We start from the raw sequence: 18,300 nt of genomic DNA, 5'->3' as shown, positions 1-18,300 counted from the left end.
CTTTGGTAAAACTGGCATTCAGGATTCGCTGCTCACGGTGGGGTACTCTGCGAAGGAAGACATTGGCAGTTCAGTCATGGACTGAGTGCAGAGAAGTAGGTGAAATGACGCTGAAGCGTGCGGTAGGACGGCTGTTTGCACCCGTCTCTGTGTCGCCTTTCGTCTCGTTGCTTGCTTTGGCCGCGCTGCTTTTTGCTGTTTTTGCCATTCATTCCGAGGCGACCGGGCATTCCATGCACACGCCAGCCACCGCGTCATCAAATGTTGCTGCTTCATCGGCTACCACTGAGCAATCTTCAGTGATGGGAATGACTGCTGTCATGGCCGCTCCCGTGGTCGCGGCTATCACGTCCGGAAGCCTGAACGGAATGCTTGATTGCGCTCTGCTGGCAATGACGTGCGTCCTGCTACTGACCCTCGTCGTCATGGTTTTTCTGACTCGGCTTCCGGCCACGTATCGGCGCCTGCTCGATGCCGGCAGCCACCTCTTGAACTCCTGGCGCACCAGCGCTCTGCCGGCTCAGCGCCCCAGCCTCACCCGTCTCTCCATCTGTCGCGTTTAAACCGAGAGGTAGTTCCGAGCCAGCACATGGCCTCGGAACTACGCCGTGCCCACGGCCACTCGATGTCTACAACTTATCGACGAATGGATGAACGATGCTCAAACCACGAACTTTTCTGTATGCGGCTGTGGCACTCGCGGCCACACTGACTCTCAGCTCCTGTGCCGGTGGCAGTCCCGCCACCGATTCAGTAAGCCCCTCGGCCAGCCAAACCACAGCGGCCTTCAATTCAGCGGACGTAACCTTCGCGCAGATGATGATCCCCCATCACGAGCAGGCCGTTCAAATGAGCGATGACCTCCTCGCCAAGGACGGTATCGACCAAAGCGTCACCGATCTCGCAACCGAGATCAAGGCTGCCCAGGAACCCGAGATCACGCAGCTGAAAGACTGGTTGACGGCGTGGGGCGAGGATGACAGCAGCATGTCGGGCATGGACGGCATGTCCGGCATGGGTGGCGGCTCCGACGGAATGATGTCTGACGACGACATGATGGCCTTGCAGGACGCCTCAGGAATCGAGGCCGCCACCCTGTTCCTCGAACAGATGACGGTGCACCATGAGGGCGCTGTCGCGATGGCGCAGCTCGAAGTCGATGATGGTGAGAATGCGGACGCCCAGGCGATGGCCGCCAACATTGTCAAGTCGCAGACGGCTGAAATTGCCGTCATGGCCGAGCTCCTCGCGTCGCTCTAAAGCGACACGTTCGGGGCGCGCTCTTCTTTGGAAGAGAGCGCCCGTGGAGCCCAGCCTTCGTTTCCCGAATGACCCGCAAGGACATAAGTATGCATCACCGTCACACTCCCCCTCTGGCTCACCTCGCTAGCGCGGTGATCCGTGGATAGCACCGGTCACGTCGCTACGGCGCCCCACATCTCCGGCGCCACTCCACCCATGGCGCGACGCGATCTGCGCGCCATGGAAGCCATGCTGCGGACGGGCCGATCCGGCCCATCGGAAGCTGCCCCACCCGCGAAGGTTGTTCCTCGGCAGATCCCGCTTCGCCAACGTGCTGCGGCCGGCAGCGCCATGGCGATGATCGCACTCTTCGCGATCAGCACGTCCCTGCCCGCGCTCGTGGTCAAGACGAACACGCCACAGGCCGCCGCAGCCAGCAGCGCCGCCCCGACGGACGATCTGCAAAGCGTCAGCGCCGCTGGGGCAGCATCCGTTCTCATCGAACGCGACGGATACACCATCACGGAAGCGCCCGAACCGGCCTCGTACACCGACCACGCCAGCAATGGGGAGTGGGCGAGCCTGAGCCCGGGCCAGATCAGCGATGAAGGCTGGGCCTTACCGGTTTTGGGCCGGATATCGAGCCCGTTCGGTTCTCGCCCGAACAAGCCTGTTGATGGTGTCGGCGACTTCCACAACGGAACCGACATAGCGGCACCCTGCGGCCAGCCCGTCTTCGCGGCTACAGGAGGCAAAGTTGTCACCTCGGGCTACCAGGGCTCCTACGGCAACTGGATTCTCATCGACCACGGCAACGGTGTCGAGACGGGATATGCCCACAACAGTCAGCTTCTCGTGGACTCCGGTCAGCTGGTTGTGGCCGGTGAGATCATCGCGATCGTGGGATCAACCGGTGCATCCAGCGGTTGCCACGTACATTTTGAAACACGCGTCGACGGTGAACGCATCGATGCGGAACCATTCATGAACGCTCGGGGGGTCTCTCTTGGCTAAGCACAGGACTTTCACGAGGGTCGCAGTTGTCGCGGTGACGGTATTGTCGTTACTCGGAATCGCCGGGCCTGCCCAGGCGGTTGAGTATCCGAGCTGGTCTGATGTGGAAAGTGCTCGATCGTCCGAAGCCAGCAAACAAGCGCAGGTCACGGAGTTAACCGTGCTGATCTCGGGTCTCACGACCGAAGTGGATGCCGCCCGTGCGGAAGCAGATCGGCGCGCGACCGACTATGAAGCCGCCCAAAGCGCGTTCGACGGGGCAACCTTGAGGGCGACCAACTTGCAGAATCAAGCCGATGAGGCCTCGGCCGCTGCCGTCGTCTCCGGAGAGCAGGCCGGCCGACTGGCGGCGATGCTCGCTCGCACGGGGAACAGCGATCTGTCGCTGTCCCTGTTCGTGGATGGGTCCAGCGCCAGCGACCTCCTGAATCAACTTGGCTCGATGAGCAAGCTGACGGAGCGAATGAGTCTGGTCTATGATTCCGCGGCGGCCGACCGAAATTCTGCCCGATCACTTACCGATCAGGCCCAGATCGCCCAGCAAGCGCTGGGCGAGCTGGCCGAGACGGCCCAGACCGCGCTGGCTGAGGCGATGGCCTCGAGCATTCGCGTTGAGACGGCGCTGGCCGACCAGCAAGAAGTAGCCGGAACCCTGCAGGCTCAGCTTGCAGTGCTGACGGAGGATCGAGCCGCGACAGAGGCCGACTATACCGCGGGCGAAGTAATTCGCCGAGCGGCCGAAGCTGCTGCCGCCAAAGCGCGAGCTGAACAGGTTGCGGCCGCGGCCGCGGCCGCAACAGCGAGCAGGCCTGCGGGCGGTGGCAGCACACCCAACGGACAGGGCTGGACCTTGCCCGTGTCGGGATGGATTAGCTCGGCATACGGAGCTCGCCCCAACAAACCGGTAGCCGGGGTCGGTGCGTTCCATTATGGAACCGACATCGCCGCAGGCTGCGGGAGCAACGTTTATGCCGCATCCGCTGGAACGGTCGTCTACGCAGGCTGGCTCGGCTCCTACGGCAATTGGGTTCTCATCGACCACGGTGACGGCACCCAAACCGGCTACGCACACAACAGTTCCCTCTTGGTCAGCGCCGGACAGCAGGTTTCCACCGGCGCCACCATTGCGCTCGTGGGCACGACAGGTGCGTCCTCGGGCTGCCACGTGCATTTTGAAACACGAGTCAATGGTGCCCGCGTCAATCCGCAAACCTTTATGAGCGATCGGGGAGTCTCCCTTGGTTAGATTGCCCCGTTCTCCACGCCGGTTCCTCGCCCTAACCCTGCTGCTCGTTGGCCTGGTTGCCATCACCGGTTGTTCGGCCAGCGCTTCGAACTCGGCAGCGGGGTCGCTCGTCACCGCTCCGGTTCCGAACGCCTTCGAGCACGTGCACGGCCTCGGAGCCGATCCACTGACAGGAGAGACCTATGCGGCCACGCACCATGGGGTATGGCTCGTCCCAACCGGAGTTCTTGCGGATAGCTATCTGGCGGGGGCGCCCCGACCCGATACGACGCAACCGATTCAGATAGCCGGTCTGGCGCAAGACACGATGGGCTTTACCGTCGCTGGGCCCGGTCAATTGCTGGCGTCTGGTCATCCCGATCCAACCAAACCGAGCGACTTGGCGCTTCCGAATTTGGGACTCATTTCCAGCACCGATGGCGCGAAGTCCTGGACGGCGCTCTCACTGGCGGGCGAAACAGATTTTCACGATCTAGATGCCGTCGCTCTCGAAGACGGCACCCTGCGCGTCTACGGCTACGACGCGGGTGCCGGGGCGATCGCTGTCAGCGACGATTCCGGCCTCACTTGGTCCTCTGGAGCGGTCCTCGCGCTGCGCGACCTGGCTGCGGATCCGTCCCAGGCCGATCGACTCTACGCGACAACAGCAGACGGTCTCATGATGAGCACCGATGCAGGCCGAACGTTCGCCCTAATCGTCGGCGCGCCAGCGCTCCTCCTCCTGGATGTTGTCGAAACCGACACCGACACCCAATTGGTCGGTATCGATCCGAACGGTGCGGTTTGGCGGCAGACCGCCGATACGTGGACACAAACCGGCACCACCGGCCGCATATCCGAAGCGTTCACCGTTGTCGGCGGCCCCTCCCCCTGGCTCCTCGTCGCGGATGCCGCCGGCATCGCCGCCAGCGACGATGGTGGTGTCACGTGGACCTCATTGATTTCATTGGCTGACTGACACCCACCATCTGCCGACACCAGCCATACGACCAACCTCCACCTCGTCGACTGAAGGAAACTTGATGAACTCATTCCTCGGAGTCTCTCACTGCGTCCAATTCCGACGAAATCGCTCTGGCGACGTTCACGGTCACCGGCGGCGGCATGAGCGGCGAAATGATGTCCGCCACAATCAACGGCCACGCATTTGATTCCTCCCGCGTCGACACAACCGTGCAATTCGGCAGCGTCGAAGAGTGGATGCTCAGAAATACCAGCACACTCGACCACCCCATGCACCTGCACGTCTGGCCGATGCAGATCGTCGATCGGGCCGGCCAACCGATTGAAGAAGTGATTTGGCAGGACGTCGTGGGCTAATGGTCACACCCGAGCATTCTGGCGGCGTGAAACGATGGCACGGATGACGACGGGAACCACGGAGAGCACCACGATGCCGATCAGCACGAGATCGATGTAGCGTGCGGCGAATTCGGCGACGCCCGGGATATGGGCCAGCCCGAAGCCCAGGAGCACAACCCCGGTCGTCCAGAGCACGGCGCCGATGACGTTGAATATCGTGAACACCCGTCGCGGCATTTTGCCCACGCCCGCCGCGACGGGGGCAAAGGTACGCACGACCGGCACGAAGCGGGCGATGGTGACGGCCGCCGGTCCGAACCGATCGAAGAAGCCCTGCGTTCGGGTGACGCTCGACCGGCTGAACAGGCCGGAGTCGCGCCGGTCGAAAATGCGGCGGCCCGTCGTGCGCCCGATGCGGTAGCCGAGCTGGTCGCCCAGCGCGGCTGAGACGGCGATGGCCGGGATGACGATCCAGAGCGGCTGGCTGATCACCCCGCTGAGGGTGAGCACGCCGGTGAAGACCAGAAGGGTATCGCCGGGCAGGAAGAACCCCACAAGCAAGCCTGTCTCCACGAACACGATCGCACACACGACGACGAGGCCCCAGACGCCGGCCCCTGCGATCACCGCCTGCGGATCCAGAAAACCAGAAGTAGGGAGTGCGGTGACGGTCATAGTGTTCATGCTGCAAGTCCTTTCTCTGAGTTGACTGACGACGAGCCGGGCATCCGCTGCTGCGCGAGGTGTTTAGGCGGTGGCCGTCAGTTGGGCGTTCGTGGTGCGGGCGCGGCGGGTGAGTACGACCACCAAGATGAGAATCACCGTCAGGAACAGCACACTCGTTCCCGTGGTCCCCAGCCCCAGGCCGCCATCAGCGACAGGCTGAGACAGCAGATCGCCGGTGGATGCGCCCAGCGGGCGGGTCAGGATGTAGGCGATCCAGAAGACCAGCACAGCGTTCAAGTGGAAGACGAAGTACGTCACAGCGACCAGCGCGATGGCGGCGGCGAAGACGAGCAGGGCGACGAGGAAGCCCAGGTTGAGTCCTTCGGCGACGAGGTCACCGGCCGCGGTGCCGAGGGCGAACGTGAACAACACGGCCAGCCAGTAGAACGTCTCCCGCCGGGTCGTGAAGATGGAGTGGATGGACAGGGTCTTCTCCGAGATCGCCCAGACGGTGAAGGTCGCAGCCAATGCGATGGCGAAAACGACCGTCGTTACCCACAGGGGAACGCCGAGACTGTCGGTGAGGTTATCGGTGATGAGAGTTCCCACAACGCTGATGAGCACCACGGCCAGCCAATACACAGCCGGGGTGTATTTGTGCAATCTGAATTGCACGATCAATGCGGCGACCAGCAGTACGGCCATGATGACCGACGTGATCGAAAGGCCCAAGCCGAGGTCGACGTTGAGAAAGTCCGCGGTGGTCTCCCCCACGGTCGTCGCGAGCACCTTGATCACCCAGAAGATGAGGGTCACTTCGGGCACCTTGGTCAGGATGTGCCGGATGGGCGAAACGGTCGTGGAGAGCGTTGAGGTCGTGGACAAGTGTTCCTCCTTGAGTGGGGTCGGTAGCACTAGCGAACACGGCTCCGTCTAAGACTTCTCACAGAACCGAACAATCGACACCCTTCTTCCCGGTGCGCGGTAACCCGATCGACGGCAAAGGATCAGGATGCGGCTGGCTTGGCCCGCGGGAGGGTGAGGCTGATCGCGGTGCCCGCGCCTGAGCTGTCGACGACGTGCACGGCTCCGCCGTAGCGCACCGCGATCTCCCGCACGAGGGACAGTCCGATACCGAACCCGGTGCGGGCCTCTCCGCCGCCGTCCACGGCCGTGCCGGAGCGCGCGAACCGATCGAAAATGCGGGCGGGATCGATGCCCTGGATACCGGGTCCGCGATCGCGTACGGTGACCGCCACCGTTTTCCTGGTCACGCTCACGCCGACCGTGATGATCGAGCCGGTGGGGGCGAAGCGCACCGCGTTATCGAGCAGGGCGACCACGCACCGGGTGATGCTGGAGGAGGGCACGCGCACAGGCGCGGGCTGCGGGGCATCCAGTTCGATGGTGATGTGTTTGTCGACGGCGATGAGTGCCATCGACTGCACAGCGGCGTCGACGGCACCGACCAGATCGCCGACGGTCGTGTCCGGCCCGGCCGCGCCGCCGATTTCGGCCGATTCGAGCAGGTCGTTGACAATGTGGATGAGGTCCCTCGCATCACTGCGGAGCTCCGCGACAACCGAGGCCGACGGGTCGTCGGCGGGGAGGGCGCGCTGCAGAATCTGCAGGCGGGCATCGAGCACCGCGAGCGGGGTGCGGAGTTCATGGCTGGCGTCAGCGACGAACGCCCGTTGGATGCGCAGCACGTCACCGAGAGGTTGCACGGCCCGGTGGGTGACCAGCCAGCTCAACACCCCGGCCAGAACGATCAAGGCCACGCCCAACACGGCGGCAGCGCGCAGCAGCTTGAACGCGCTGACCTGCAGATTCTCGGTGTCGGGCACCGGTTCGAACAACTCACCGGGCGAGATCTCGGACAGGATGTACACGAACACGGCCACGATGACCACCGCGACGACCGCGGCACACGCGATCGCGATGCGCGTGCCGACGAGTCGGGAGGCCCGGCGGATGGCGAGGGTGTCGCTGTCGACGACGCGGTTGCTGCGGGTCATGGTTGTCCCAGGCGGTAACCCTCACCGCGCACGGTGAGGACAATGTCGGTGTCGGTCTTGCGCCGAAGATAGTGCACGTAGGTGTCCACCGTTCCAGCGGTGTCCGCGGCGCTGAAGACGGCCTGCAGAATCTGCTGGCGGGAGAACGTGCGCTGTGGCGCATCCGCTAACAGTTTGAGCAGTTCGTTCTCTTTCACGGTGAGCAGGATGCGCCCGTCATAAGGGGAATAGATGGTGCGACTGTCGGGGTAGTACTCCCACCCGCCGACCAGCACGGTGCGGCCCTCGCCGGTGAACACTCGGCGGATGGCGCGGAGCCGGGCGAAAAGCTCGTCGAATTCGAACGGCTTGACCAGGTAGTCGTTGGCGCCGATGTCAAGCCCAGCTACCTTGTCGCTGGTCGTTCCGAGGGCGGTCAGAAGCAGGATGGGCGTAGTGACCAGTTTGCGGCGGAACGCTTCCACCACTCCGAGGCCGTCCAGCGTGGGCAGGCGCCGGTCGATGACCATCACCTCGAACTCGCCAGCCAGGCCGGCAGCCAGGCCGTCTGAGCCGTCGGCGACCAGGGTGACGTTGTAGATTTCCGTGAGCACGTCCCGGATCATTGGGCCGAGCTTGGCGTCGTCTTCGATCAGCAGCAGTCGGGCGCGGACCGTAGTTTCAGCGGGCATGCCTGACTCCTTCGTGCACGCGTCCGGCCGGGAGGAAGGATCGACGTTGGCTCCAGTGTGCCAGTAGAAGCGTCCAGGCGGCGTTCACCAACGCCACCGCGGCAAGCGAGTACACGATCGACGCCACCACATCCGACGGGTAATGCACCCCCAAATACACCCGGGACGCAGCCGTGGCGAGCACCACCACCGCGGCAGTTCCGATCACAAACGGATGCCAGCGGTGGCCAGCTGTGACGAGGATGACCCCGAGGAGGAAGCAGGCGGCGAAGCTGGTGTGTCCGCTAGGAAAGCTGAGACCGCCCGGTTCAAGAAGCAGAATGTGCGGCAGCGACGGAATGTCGGGCCGAGCCCGATGCACCAGCAGCTTGATCACGTCGGCCCCCACCGTGGGAATCATCACCACCAGCACGAAGCGAATCGCCGGCCCGGGGCGTCGGGTCACCAGCAGCACCGATCCGGCTGCCAGCAGCACGAGCACCGCGCCTGCTGCGGGGCTGAACAGCCAGTCAATGCTGAGAGCCACCGCGTCCAGCGGCGCCGTGTGGGCAATGTTCACTTGACGGAGCAGGCCCATCTCTCCGGCCGTCCACCCGACTGAAGCGCTCAGCAGCAGCCCGGTGAGGATGACGGCGAGGATGACTCCGGCGGCGGGAACAGCGGTTCGGGCGAACCGTCGGAGTGGTCGAAGGTCTGTGCTCATCCCCCTAGAGTTGCCCGGGGCGTCACAGAACCGTCTAAGAATCATTTTGCCGGGCTCGCCCGTCTTAGCGGATTCTTATACCGCCCGGCTACGGGGTGGACGGGAAGATCAGGGTGAAGCGGGTGCTCGGCTGGCGGCGTGCCAGCAGCAGTCGTCCACCCTGATCGGCGGTGAGCTGTTGTGCGAAGGCCAGACCGATCCAACTGCCCCCGTCGTACGAGACACCATGGTCGAAGATCTGGTCGGTGGCAGCGATGCCGGTTCCCTCATCGTCAACGTCGATCGCGAGTGCACCGTGCGCAGCCGGGGCACGGAGGGCCACGGTGCCCGCGCCGTGCTGCAGGGCGTTTTCGATCAGCGCATCGAGCACCTGCTCCAGCGCTGACGCCACCAGGATGACCGTGGGAAGGTCAGCGTCGATGATGACGTAGAGCCGGCGAGCGTCGCGCGCTAACGGTCCGCGCCACCGGTCGGCGGCCGCATCGAGTTGTTCGGCCGCATCGACGGGCGCTCCCGGTTGTCGGTGACGACTGAGGCCGATGATGTCGTTGATAGTGTCTTCCAGGTAGTCGGCCCGTTCGATGGCCGAGTGGATGATTTGACGCAGGTCCGAGGCCGGGTCGGCCAACCCGTTCTCCAGTAACGCGCGCAGCCCGGTCAAGGGTGTGCGCAGCTGATGCTAGGTCTGCGCGGACAGGTGCCGTTCCCTGCGGACCAGCTCGCCCAGCCGCTCGGCGGTCACGTTCAGCGCGGCATAGGCCTGATCGATCTCGGGCAGCCCCGAGGGGTGGGTGCGCACGAAGAAGTCACCACCGCCGAGGGCTAGGGAAGCGCGGGTAAGGCCCTCCATCGGATCGGTGATCATGCGGGCGAGCCGACGTGCCGTGCCGATCCCGACCAGCAATGCGGCTGCGGCCGCGACCAGCAGCACCAGCCAGGTCAGCCCCACGCGTTGCCAGAGCACGCTGATCGGCAGGGCCGCACGCACGGCACCGGTCACGGTTTCGGCCGACGCCACCGGAACGACGACGGAAATCCAGCCCCCCTCGGCCGTCTCGGCCGGTTTACCCGCAAAGGCGGCGCGCACGGCGGCATCCGCTTGCGCCGGCCCCAAGCCAACAAGGAGGGTGCCGGCCGTATAGAAGCCCAGCTGCTCACCCGGTACGGGTGCACCGATTTCGGGCTGCAGGTCATACTCCCGACCCGGCAGGGCAACGTTAGAGCCGTTGACCTGCACGGTGCGCGCGGCGGCGTTCACGCTCAACGAACCGAGCACGCGTACGTCGTCGGCCGGAACCTACTGGACCAAGCCGGAGTCTCCGTTGGCCCGGCGTAAATGCGCGCCCACGCGGGCCAGCACCTCAATGACCCGGAACGGTTTCGTGAGGTAGTCATCCGCTCCCGACTCCAGCCCAGACACCACATCCAGCTCTTCCCGATGAGCGGTCAGCAGAACGATGATCGTGGCCGGCAGCAGACTGCGAATCTCCCGGCACACACTTAACCCGTCGAGATCGGGAAGACCCAGGTCAAGCAACACCAGCTGGGGCTTGTGCGCGATCGCGGCGTTGATCCCCGCACGGCCGGTCGAAGCCCAGAAGACCGTGTGGCCACCGGCACGCAGAGCCAACTCCAAGGTCGTGGCGATGGTCACGTCGTCTTCGATGACCAACAGACGGGACATGCCCGCAGCTTATCCACTCCCGGTGGCGCGGGGTCACGGACATCGCCATGCCGTCAAAGCGTAGGCCCGGCGGATCGCACGTTGCGCTCTCGCACAGCGACCGCGGCCGGGCAACTGCGCGACCTACCAAAGTACTGAGATTCGGACTCAACGCGCGACCAACAGCCTGTTGGCGTCCACAATGACGGGCATGGCAAACATCACTCGCGCCGCGATAGCAAGTCGCGAATCGCAGAGCGATCGCGACAACGATGGCATCGTCGGCGTAACCGAGAACGGGTACGAAATCCGGAATGAGGTCGATCGGCGACAGCAAGTAGAGCAAAAGGACCGCGAGCCAGATTCGAGCCTCGATCGACACGGTTCGATCGGAGGCCAGGCGTTTGAGTAACCGGGCGACCTCGGGCGCGAGGCGCAGCAGATCACGAAGTGACGCACCGCCAGGATGCCGGCGTTGTTCGATCCAGAGAACCAGAACAAGGGCCAGCCACAGCACCAGCAATCCGCCGAGCACGCTCAGAGCCGTGGCCCACCAGGTCGTCATGAGCTGCCCCGTTCGAACGAAAGATACTGACGGCCTCGCGAGCCGCGTAATAGACGATAACGTAACCCGCGAGAGGGATGTCCCACCACTATCCGAGTGCCAGATTGAGCACCAAGCCGAGAAGTACAGCGCAAGCGAGGAGACCGTCGATGACTGTCACCCGTCCTTCGGTAACCAGGACTGGGTTGCCCAGCTTCGCGGGCCAGTCTTTTAAGTAGGTATCGTCGTCTGCCGGTTCCGTGCGGTAACGCAAGGAATTGAATTGGCGAATTGAGCCAGCCACTTGCGCCGGGAAGCTACTGGTATGACTGCTAATCAGCAGAGCGGCGCCTTTTGGTAATGGACTGTATTCCCTTGTATGCAAGAGTGCCTGCGAGGCAAAGGAGGGCAACGCCGAAAACGTAGTCGAACCATTCCGACGCATTCCCAAAAGTGAGTATCGAGAAGCTAATAATAGCGATGGCGCCGCCGAGATAGGCGGTGCTGGTGCCCTTCGACTCTGCTTCGGACTCAGCGCGGTCAAGACGTGTCATGCTCGAAGCCTACTGCGCTCATTCATCACGTTTCTTAGTCCGCTCCCAATTCAGATTCGCTGAATTTGCGAGGTCCGCCGTCGGAGACTACGGGCAGAGCCGCGACGAGTTGTTCGCAAAGGCGAATGTCGTCCTGCTTATCGAAGCCGCGCGACATCGTTCTCGACGTTCGCCTGCTTGCTTTCGCCGCTGGCGCACAGCTGCCTAAGCGTTCAGGCGTGCAGCCAACTCGTGGAGGGTGGGAACGGTGTAGTCCGGTTGCGCGAAGTAGCTCGGATAAGGGGCATCGCCTCGGTTGATCCAAGCGGTGCGGAGTCCCGCTTGGGCTGCCCCGTGGGTGTCCCAGGGGTGCACGGCGACCAGGAGCATCTCCGCCGTTTGAACCCCGAGTGCTTTCGCGGCGTAGTGATAGGCGGAACCAACGGGTTTCCACGCCGGTGCGTCCTCGACAGTGAGAAGGGTGTCAAAGTTGTCTCGAATCCCCGCCTCGGTCAGCATGGCTTGTGCCAACCGTGCCGACCCGTTGGACAAAGTCGCAAGGCGGTATCCCGAGTCCTTCAATGCCCTGACCCCGTCTGCGACGTCGGGGTGCAGTTTCAGCGTGCTGAGGCCCTCCAAGACATGGGATACGGCCTCATCGAGAGTGCACGTCAGGGCGACGCCGCGGAACAGATGATGGAGCATCTCGGTGCCTATCACGGAGAATTTCGCACTGCCGCCAGACGCGGCGAGGGCGAATCCATCCCGAAGCAAGGCTGCGAACCAAATGTGGGCCAGATAGCCCGGGGCACCGACCTCCACGAAACGACTCTCCATCGGTAACATGTCCGAGAGAGTTTCATTGACATCGAAAACGATCACTGCTGTGGCTGCATTCATGGTGGAGTCCTCAAGATTGGTCAACGCGCCGGATAGTGGGAAACGACCGATAGCGACTGGTTCACGCCGGTCTTGCATCGACCCAAACCTGAAATCGGACAAAAGAGTTGTTCGTGCTTTCCCATACGCTTCCGGCAGCGAACACGATGCGATCCACCGATCCGCCCTCATCCAGTCTACGAAAGTCTCGCCCACGCCCTAGAGCTGATCCTGTGAGGCGTGGGACGCACCGCCGGGAATTCCTCCCGTGCCTCATGGTTGTCTTTTAGACGCATCGGAATCGGCGGGTGCAATGCCGTCCGAATGACCGACGCTGAACTCAACGGAAAGAAGATCGCCCATGGACCTCAACAATCTGGATCTCACCAATCGCCGCGGAATTATCACGGGCGCGGGACAAGGCATTGGCCGGGCCATCGCCCTCGAGTTTGGTCGACGCGGTGGTCACCTCCTTCTGGTCGGCCGCCAACTGGCCACACTCACCGAAACCGCCCGCCTCGTCGCCGCCGCGGGCGGAACAACAGCGATCTTGGTCACAGACCTGACCCAGCCTGGCGCCGTTGAACGGATCGCCGCAACCGTCGCACCGTGGACCACTGTTGATCTGCTCGTCAACAATGCCGGAAATGTACGCGCGGGCCGGCTAGAAATCATCGGCGATGCGGATGTCCATTCAATGATCGATCTGAACCTCACCGCCCCGATCCTGCTCACCAAAGCACTGCTGCCGGCGCTTCGTCAGAGCGGCAAGGAACGCGGAAGTATCCTCTTGAACGTATCCAGTGGGATAGCCCTAGTCGGGATGCCGTTCTACTCGATTTACGCGGCCACGAAATCAGGATTGGCCCAGTTCGGAGAATCCTTGCGCCGAGAATTGATCGGAACGGGCGTGCACGTTGCGACCGTCTACCCCGGGGCGACCGATACCGCCATGATGACCTCGCAGAACGCTGGCGCCGAACTCGGCTGGGGCCGCCGCAGCCTGGCCGACGTCATCACCGACTTGATTGCAGCTCTGGAAGCAGGCGAGCATGAGATCAATACCGCGCCACAAGACCGCCGAGCCATGCAGGAACTCAACCTCACCGATCCTTTGGCCGTGGATGCCGCCCTCGCACCCGGCCTCGAGGCCCTCGAACTCGCGGTGCGCGACCACCGCAGCATCTAGGGGCCCGCACGAGTCCACCACGTGATTCGCGGTCACTCGCCGGGAACCTTTAGCTCGGTTTAGTCCGCGGCCGAAATAGCAAACAGTCCGACAACACTCAGGGCATATACGATGAGCACCAGAACCGAGTCGGCGCCCATCCCGAGGATTTTACGTTTGGGGCGGAACAGGATGCCGAGCAGGTAGATGAGCGTCAGCACGATGGCGATTGCGGTGAGGTAGATGTCGGAGGACTGTGCGGACGGGAGCACGGATTTTCCGGAGATGAGGGTCGCGACGAGGAACAGCACGGGGAGGAATGCGTTGCCGCCAAAAATATCGCTGATGGCGAGCTTGTAATCACCCTGCCGAACAGCGGTAAGCCCGGTGGAAATCTCGGGCAGCGACGTGGCAAGCGCGAGCACCGTGGCACCAAAGAGCACGCCAGAGAGCCCGATCTGATCTGCCATTGCGCTGCCACTCTGTTCCAGAAGAACGCCCGCGATCAGGGTCGCCAGGGCGGCGATACCGAAGATGACTGCGGACTTCACTGTGCTCGTTCCGGCCTGGGTGGCGGCGGCGACCCGCTTGGTTCGGCTGTGCCCGCGAGGCTCGAGTTGGGCATCCGGAGCTGAGCCGTTTTCGTGCCACGGCATGTTCTTGCCCGCTCGGTTCACGAGAGCGAGACTCACTACCCAAACCACAGCGATCAGCACAACGGCGGGAGTCATCCGGGCGATGACGAGCCCTTGCGGCATCTGGGTTCCGGCAATGACAATCCCGAGCACGGCAATGACGGCCGTCGCCTCAACGACGAGCGAGAGCGACGCGGCCCGGTACGTCAGCGAACGGTTTCCCTTCACTCCGAACACGTCGAGAATCACGAGAACGACGGTCTGCAGAGCAATCCCACCGAGAATGTTTCCAACAGCTATAGACAGGTCGCCGGACACGGCTGCGCTGATCGTGATGGCCAGCTCAGGAAGATTCGTTGCGACGGCGAGCAGAATGAGGCCGCCGAGGGCAGCGCCAAGGTGCAGGCGTTCCGCGATCACATCGGTGTGCTTAGTCAGCTGCACGCCCGCGATCCAGGTAGCAGCCGCCGCGCCCAGAAAGATAATGAGCAGGAGGAGAAAAGGCATGCTTCCCATCTCGCCACGCTAGCGAGGCGGCGCGGTTTTCGTTAGGGCTTATAAGCCCTGCGCATCCACCCGACTGGTGGCAGGAGACAACGGTCAGAGACGGATTTGCCGATACTTTTGGGTCAGCATGCATTTCGACCCCATCTTTGTGACCCGCAATTGACCGTCCGGGCATACTATGGCCCCGTGAACGCTGCATCGCCATCCGGAGTTGCCCGCAAAGCGCAAAGCAGCGCGCCCCTGCGCATGTTGGCTCGATTGGGATTCGCGGTCAACGGCCTGCTGCACATTCTGATCGGTTTTCTGGCCATCAGCGTGGTGTTCGGGGCCGCCGGCGGTTCGGCCGACCAATCCGGCGCTCTGGCACAGCTGGCCGCCACTCCGGGTGGAGCATTCCTGCTGTGGACGGTCGTGGTGGGCCTGTTCGCCCTCGGCCTGTGGCTGCTGATCTCGGCCTTTCTGGTGCACGGCGACCCGAAACACAAGTGGGGCCAGCGCGCCGCGAATATCGGCAAAGCTGCCGCGTACTTCTTTCTCGCCGCCACCTCCGTCACCTTTGCTCAAGGTGGCGCTACCAGTTCGGCCAGCAGCACCAGTGATGCCAGCGCGAAACTGCTCTCCTCTCCAGGTGGCGTGTTCATTTTATTCGTCGCCGGGCTGCTCGTGCTCGCCATCGGCGGCTACTTCGTCTACAAGGGTGCCGCCAAGAAATTCACAGCGGACCTTGCCATGCCGAGCGGCCCGGCCGGACAGGCCGTGATCACCCTCGGAGTCGTTGGTTACATCGCCAAGGGAATTGTGCTGGGCGTCGTCGCCGTTCTCATCCTGGTCGCGGCCCTCACCCTGGACCCGAGCAAATCCAGCGGCCTCGACGGGTCGTTGAAAACGCTGGCCGGCTTGCCGTTTGGGAGCATCATTTTGGTGGCCATCGGCATCGGCCTGATTGCCTATGGCGTCTACTGTGTCGCCAGGGCGTGGCGCGCCCGACTTTAACCGTTGTCCAGGGTCGGGGTCGATGTTCGCGTCGGAACGCCCCCTGTGTGCGGAACCGGAACGGTGTGCCGGCTGTCGAAGGCGATCACGCAGCCGACAATGATCAGCGAGAGCGACACCGAGGCCAGAACATCGCTAGCCCAGTGGTAGCCCAGATAGACCCGGCTGACCGCTGCAGCAACGATGCAGAGCACGGCGAAGGCACCAACCAGGGCTGTACCGAGACTGCCCTTCCGACGTGAAAACACCAGGTAGGCGGTGAGCAGCACGAAATCCGAGGCGCCCAATACGTGGCCGGACGGAAACGAAAACGATGGGTCCGCTCCGAACAGCATGAGATCGGTCGGCGGTCGGCTGCGATCGACGAGATGTCCGATGATCTGCGCCAGAACGACGCCGATGAGCATCGCGCCGGCCAGCACCAGCGGCCGCCAGGCATGCCGTGTCACGAAACCCCAGGTCACGGTCACGACCAGCAGAATAATCGGGAGCGCGATGGGCCCAAACAGAACGGCCAGAACGATCATCACCGCGGTGAGTCCCGGCGAGCGCAACGATGCCAACCAGTCCTGCACCGGCGCATCCAGCGAAGTCAGTCCGTTTCGTTGGATCACCGACACGAGGAGGGCGGCGAATACCAGCGTCCCCACTCCGATCAGAAGCAGCGACAAAGCTGTGCATCGGCGGCGATAATCTGCCTCCAGATATCGTCTCTCGACCACGTATTTCTCGAACCATACCCGCCACGCTGAGACTCGACCAGGCGGGTGGGCGTGCCCTCGCCCAGACGGATGCAGGCGCGCGAGTTCACGTTCGCCATCAAGTTTGGCCGCAACCGGCGCCCAGAGCACGATCGCCACACCGATTCCGAGCAGCATCGCTCCGACGGTATCGGACAGCCAGTGCGCACCGACGTAGGTGCGGCTGAGCATCATTCCGATTGTGTAGATGGTGCCAGCCACCCGCATCCACCAGAACGGGAAGAGAATCGACAAGAGCACGGCCATGACCGCCGCATTGGCCGCGTGGCCAGACGGGAACGATCCAAAATCCACGGTGACGATGATTTCTCCCGGCCGAGCCCGCCCAAACAGGTGCTTGAGCACCTGCACCAGACCACCGGTCAGCGCCGTCGCTACCAAAAAATATCCCGCACCCCACGGGCGTTTCAGCAACACCAGCAGAACAATGATCAACACCGGAATAATCAGCGTGCCCGGCCAGCCGCCGCCAATGAAGTTCAGTGCCAGCGCGACGACGGTGAAGGCAGGCGCTCGGTGCAGATCGATGAAGTTCATCCACCCGGTGTCGATACTGAAGGGCGCACCGTTGTCGCGGAACACAATGTAAGCGCCCAAGCCGACACACAGTAGTAGGGCGACGACACCGCTGATCAGCGGCCAGCGGCGGGTGACACGTTTCGCCGGTGGTGTGGCAGCAACTTCCGGATTCCCGTGGGCGTCCATGAGGTAATGGTAGATCGTCCGTAGCAAGACTACGAGGGTGAACCCGGAAAGGGAACGCGCACCGTGAGCGCCCCCGGTTCGATCCAGATTTTCAGCGCGAGGGCCGAGCCAAAGGTATCGCCGTCGAGCTCGATTTCGTGCGGCCGCTCCAGCCGGAGGACGACTTCGCGGCCCTTGATATAGCGCAGTGCCCGGACTTCCTTGGCAAGGCCCATGAATTTGCGGCCGACTTCGGTGCGGCGTAGCAGCCCATTCTCCCAGAGGATCTTGGTCGTGATTTGCACCCAGCCAACGAGGCCCCGCGGGCGCAGGAGAACCATCTCGAACATCTCGTCATCAATGGCTGCGTCGGGAAGGAGGAGCACATTTCCCGGGAGAGACCCGCAATTGCCGATGATGATCGTGTGAGCGTGAACGGAACGGTTACCCGTCCCATCGACGTTGTAGTGCAGGTGCAGCTGGTTCTGGTCGAGCATTGCGCCGCCGAGAGCGCCGACGTAGGCCAGCCACCCCACCTTGTCCTTGGCGGCATCGTTCGTGTTCGCGAGCATCGTGGCATCGAGGCCGAGCCCGGCCATGACCAGGTAGGCGTGCCGAGAAATCGACTGATCATCGCGTCGAATATCGATCAGGGGCAGGTCGATTCGGCGGTCCAGACCAGCGAAGGCCGTGCGCGCCGAACTTGCTAGGTCGTCCAGGGGAAGATTCAGATTTCGCGCCAGTAGGTTGCCGGTTACCGACGGCAGTAACGCCAACGAAGCGTCGCTGTCATACATGGCCTCGGCCACGGCCCGCACGGTGCCGTCTCCCCCGGCCGCGATGACCATGATGGCGACGGCCTGGAGCGCTTCGGCCGTCGGCCCCTGGCCCGGGTCGTCTTTCGTGGTCTCGAACCATAGTGTCGGTGCCCACCCGGCAGATTTCTCTGCGGAAGCAATCTCGGCCTTAACAGCGGCCAGGTCCACCTTCACGGGGTTGTAGACGACGGCAGCCACCCGGTGGGAAGGGGGGGCCAGATGTCGCTCGGTGCTCCGTCATGAGCGCAGCCTT

22 protein-coding genes and 1 pseudogene are annotated in these 18,300 nt (G+C 63.2%); 9 read left to right on the top strand and 14 right to left on the bottom strand.

From position 1 onward, the window contains the following. The first annotated feature begins 104 nt into the window (after positions 1 to 104). The 6 genes from CXY77_RS20010 to CXY77_RS18970 all read left to right on the top strand — a co-directional run bounded on the left by CXY77_RS20010 (position 105) and on the right by CXY77_RS18970 (position 4,822). On the top strand, positions 105 to 563 hold the full coding sequence (locus tag CXY77_RS20010; RefSeq protein WP_134505341.1) for a hypothetical protein: 459 nt from the start codon (positions 105 to 107) through the stop codon (positions 561 to 563). 94 nt (positions 564 to 657) lie between these two features. After that, positions 658 to 1,260 carry a DUF305 domain-containing protein gene (locus CXY77_RS18990; protein ID WP_104090235.1) on the top strand — a complete coding sequence of 201 codons (603 nt, stop codon included), beginning with the start codon at positions 658 to 660 and terminating at the stop codon, positions 1,258 to 1,260. Between the two features lie 198 nt (positions 1,261 to 1,458). Continuing rightward, complete coding sequence (locus tag CXY77_RS18985) at positions 1,459 to 2,256, top strand: M23 family metallopeptidase (protein WP_092342094.1); 798 nt, start codon at positions 1,459 to 1,461, stop codon at positions 2,254 to 2,256. Between the two features lie 160 nt (positions 2,257 to 2,416). After that, entirely contained in the window at positions 2,417 to 3,502 is a 1,086-nt protein-coding gene (locus CXY77_RS18980) for a M23 family metallopeptidase (RefSeq protein WP_140425586.1), read from the top strand. Further along, positions 3,495 to 4,460 (top strand): F510_1955 family glycosylhydrolase, encoded by a 966-nt coding sequence (locus CXY77_RS18975; RefSeq protein WP_158252894.1) that lies wholly within the window; start codon positions 3,495 to 3,497, stop codon positions 4,458 to 4,460. Before CXY77_RS18980 ends, CXY77_RS18975 begins: the two co-directional genes overlap by 8 nt. A gap of 110 nt (positions 4,461 to 4,570) precedes the next feature. After that, positions 4,571 to 4,822 carry a multicopper oxidase domain-containing protein gene (locus CXY77_RS18970; protein ID WP_369831324.1) on the top strand — a complete coding sequence of 84 codons (252 nt, stop codon included), beginning with the start codon at positions 4,571 to 4,573 and terminating at the stop codon, positions 4,820 to 4,822. Between the two features lie 3 nt (positions 4,823 to 4,825). Here the strand turns inward: CXY77_RS18970 and CXY77_RS18965 are convergent, their stop codons facing one another. The 8 genes from CXY77_RS18965 to CXY77_RS18930 all read right to left on the bottom strand — a co-directional run bounded on the left by CXY77_RS18965 (position 4,826) and on the right by CXY77_RS18930 (position 10,546). Next, positions 4,826 to 5,488: a DedA family protein gene (locus CXY77_RS18965; RefSeq protein WP_104130732.1), complete on the bottom strand. Its 663-nt coding sequence runs from the start codon at positions 5,486 to 5,488 to the stop codon at positions 4,826 to 4,828. A 63-nt stretch (positions 5,489 to 5,551) separates the two neighbouring features. After that, positions 5,552 to 6,355, bottom strand: coding sequence for a hypothetical protein (locus CXY77_RS18960; protein WP_233197518.1), 804 nt, complete (start codon positions 6,353 to 6,355; stop codon positions 5,552 to 5,554). A gap of 122 nt (positions 6,356 to 6,477) precedes the next feature. Then, positions 6,478 to 7,488, bottom strand: coding sequence for a sensor histidine kinase KdpD (locus tag CXY77_RS18955; RefSeq protein ID WP_104090224.1), 1,011 nt, complete (start codon positions 7,486 to 7,488; stop codon positions 6,478 to 6,480). Beyond that, entirely contained in the window at positions 7,485 to 8,159 is a 675-nt protein-coding gene (locus CXY77_RS18950) for a response regulator transcription factor (protein WP_104130730.1), read from the bottom strand. The genes CXY77_RS18955 and CXY77_RS18950 overlap by 4 nt, the downstream gene beginning before the upstream one ends. After that, the gene (locus CXY77_RS18945; RefSeq protein WP_158252893.1) at positions 8,149 to 8,862 is read right to left on the bottom strand and encodes a phosphatase PAP2 family protein; all 714 of its coding nucleotides are present in this window, start codon (positions 8,860 to 8,862) and stop codon (positions 8,149 to 8,151) included. The genes CXY77_RS18950 and CXY77_RS18945 overlap by 11 nt, the downstream gene beginning before the upstream one ends. 88 nt (positions 8,863 to 8,950) lie before the next feature. Beyond that, entirely contained in the window at positions 8,951 to 9,535 is a 585-nt protein-coding gene (locus CXY77_RS18940; protein WP_104130729.1) for a sensor histidine kinase KdpD, read from the bottom strand. A gap of 6 nt (positions 9,536 to 9,541) precedes the next feature. After that, positions 9,542 to 10,138, bottom strand: coding sequence for a HAMP domain-containing protein (locus CXY77_RS18935; protein WP_104130728.1), 597 nt, complete (start codon positions 10,136 to 10,138; stop codon positions 9,542 to 9,544). Between the two features lie 21 nt (positions 10,139 to 10,159). Then, on the bottom strand, positions 10,160 to 10,546 hold the full coding sequence (locus CXY77_RS18930; protein WP_104130727.1) for a response regulator transcription factor: 387 nt from the start codon (positions 10,544 to 10,546) through the stop codon (positions 10,160 to 10,162). A gap of 190 nt (positions 10,547 to 10,736) precedes the next feature. Here CXY77_RS18930 and CXY77_RS20395 point away from each other — a divergent pair, with 190 nt between their 5' ends. Next, a complete protein-coding gene (locus CXY77_RS20395) occupies positions 10,737 to 10,937 on the top strand; it encodes a hypothetical protein (RefSeq protein ID WP_199181964.1) in 201 nt (66 codons plus the stop codon). Here the strand turns inward: CXY77_RS20395 and CXY77_RS21160 are convergent. From CXY77_RS21160 to CXY77_RS18910, 3 genes and pseudogenes are all read right to left on the bottom strand, one after another. Continuing rightward, a pseudogene (locus CXY77_RS21160) lies at positions 10,839 to 11,090 on the bottom strand (hypothetical protein); the annotation flags it as partial. The gene CXY77_RS20395 and the pseudogene CXY77_RS21160 overlap by 99 nt on opposite strands. Before the next feature lie 311 nt (positions 11,091 to 11,401). Then, positions 11,402 to 11,623 carry a hypothetical protein gene (locus CXY77_RS18915; protein WP_092342117.1) on the bottom strand — a complete coding sequence of 74 codons (222 nt, stop codon included), beginning with the start codon at positions 11,621 to 11,623 and terminating at the stop codon, positions 11,402 to 11,404. Positions 11,624 to 11,827: 204 nt separating this feature from the next. Beyond that, the gene (locus CXY77_RS18910; RefSeq protein ID WP_092342119.1) at positions 11,828 to 12,502 is read right to left on the bottom strand and encodes a haloacid dehalogenase type II; all 675 of its coding nucleotides are present in this window, start codon (positions 12,500 to 12,502) and stop codon (positions 11,828 to 11,830) included. Between the two features lie 340 nt (positions 12,503 to 12,842). Here CXY77_RS18910 and CXY77_RS18905 point away from each other — a divergent pair, with 340 nt between their 5' ends. After that, positions 12,843 to 13,670 carry an SDR family oxidoreductase gene (locus CXY77_RS18905; RefSeq protein WP_092342121.1) on the top strand — a complete coding sequence of 276 codons (828 nt, stop codon included), beginning with the start codon at positions 12,843 to 12,845 and terminating at the stop codon, positions 13,668 to 13,670. Positions 13,671 to 13,729: 59 nt separating this feature from the next. Here the strand turns inward: CXY77_RS18905 and CXY77_RS18900 are convergent, their stop codons facing one another. Further along, positions 13,730 to 14,791, bottom strand: coding sequence for a sodium:calcium antiporter (locus CXY77_RS18900; RefSeq protein WP_233197517.1), 1,062 nt, complete (start codon positions 14,789 to 14,791; stop codon positions 13,730 to 13,732). A gap of 186 nt (positions 14,792 to 14,977) precedes the next feature. On the opposite strand from CXY77_RS18900, the gene CXY77_RS18895 reads away from it, so the two are divergent. Continuing rightward, positions 14,978 to 15,784 carry a DUF1206 domain-containing protein gene (locus CXY77_RS18895; RefSeq protein WP_233197516.1) on the top strand — a complete coding sequence of 269 codons (807 nt, stop codon included), beginning with the start codon at positions 14,978 to 14,980 and terminating at the stop codon, positions 15,782 to 15,784. Here the strand turns inward: CXY77_RS18895 and CXY77_RS20260 are convergent. Further along, entirely contained in the window at positions 15,781 to 17,250 is a 1,470-nt protein-coding gene (locus tag CXY77_RS20260; protein WP_158252891.1) for a phosphatase PAP2 family protein, read from the bottom strand. The genes CXY77_RS18895 and CXY77_RS20260 overlap by 4 nt on opposite strands. A 29-nt stretch (positions 17,251 to 17,279) precedes the next feature. Beyond that, positions 17,280 to 18,245 carry a diacylglycerol kinase family protein gene (locus CXY77_RS18885; protein ID WP_233197515.1) on the bottom strand — a complete coding sequence of 322 codons (966 nt, stop codon included), beginning with the start codon at positions 18,243 to 18,245 and terminating at the stop codon, positions 17,280 to 17,282. Positions 18,246 to 18,300: the final 55 nt, after the last annotated feature.

It is taken from the genome of Cryobacterium sp. N21, assembly GCF_002929575.1.
Taxonomy (GTDB): Bacteria; Actinomycetota; Actinomycetes; order Actinomycetales; family Microbacteriaceae; genus Cryobacterium; species Cryobacterium flavum.
The sequence above is the reverse complement of the archived record's forward strand: the minus strand, read 5'-3'. Positions and strand labels throughout refer to the sequence as shown.

Bases quoted from the DNA above. Each gene is read 5' to 3' on its own strand.
- CXY77_RS20010 (WP_134505341.1), top strand. From the start codon at position 105: ATGACGCTGAAGCGTGCGGTAGGACGGCTGTTTGCACCCGTCTCTGTG.
- CXY77_RS18990 (WP_104090235.1), top strand. From the start codon at position 658: ATGCTCAAACCACGAACTTTTCTGTATGCGGCTGTGGCACTCGCGGCC.
- CXY77_RS18985 (WP_092342094.1), top strand. From the start codon at position 1,459: ATGGCGCGACGCGATCTGCGCGCCATGGAAGCCATGCTGCGGACGGGC.
- CXY77_RS18965 (WP_104130732.1), bottom strand. From the start codon at position 5,488: ATGAACACTATGACCGTCACCGCACTCCCTACTTCTGGTTTTCTGGAT.
- CXY77_RS18955 (WP_104090224.1), bottom strand. From the start codon at position 7,488: ATGACCCGCAGCAACCGCGTCGTCGACAGCGACACCCTCGCCATCCGC.
- CXY77_RS18950 (WP_104130730.1), bottom strand. From the start codon at position 8,159: ATGCCCGCTGAAACTACGGTCCGCGCCCGACTGCTGCTGATCGAAGAC.
- CXY77_RS18945 (WP_158252893.1), bottom strand. From the start codon at position 8,862: ATGAGCACAGACCTTCGACCACTCCGACGGTTCGCCCGAACCGCTGTT.
- CXY77_RS18930 (WP_104130727.1), bottom strand. From the start codon at position 10,546: ATGTCCCGTCTGTTGGTCATCGAAGACGACGTGACCATCGCCACGACC.
- CXY77_RS20395 (WP_199181964.1), top strand. From the start codon at position 10,737: ATGGCAAACATCACTCGCGCCGCGATAGCAAGTCGCGAATCGCAGAGC.
- CXY77_RS18915 (WP_092342117.1), bottom strand. From the start codon at position 11,623: ATGACACGTCTTGACCGCGCTGAGTCCGAAGCAGAGTCGAAGGGCACC.
- CXY77_RS18910 (WP_092342119.1), bottom strand. From the start codon at position 12,502: ATGAATGCAGCCACAGCAGTGATCGTTTTCGATGTCAATGAAACTCTC.
- CXY77_RS18905 (WP_092342121.1), top strand. From the start codon at position 12,843: ATGGACCTCAACAATCTGGATCTCACCAATCGCCGCGGAATTATCACG.
- CXY77_RS18900 (WP_233197517.1), bottom strand. From the start codon at position 14,791: ATGCCTTTTCTCCTCCTGCTCATTATCTTTCTGGGCGCGGCGGCTGCT.
- CXY77_RS20260 (WP_158252891.1), bottom strand. From the start codon at position 17,250: ATGGACGCCCACGGGAATCCGGAAGTTGCTGCCACACCACCGGCGAAA.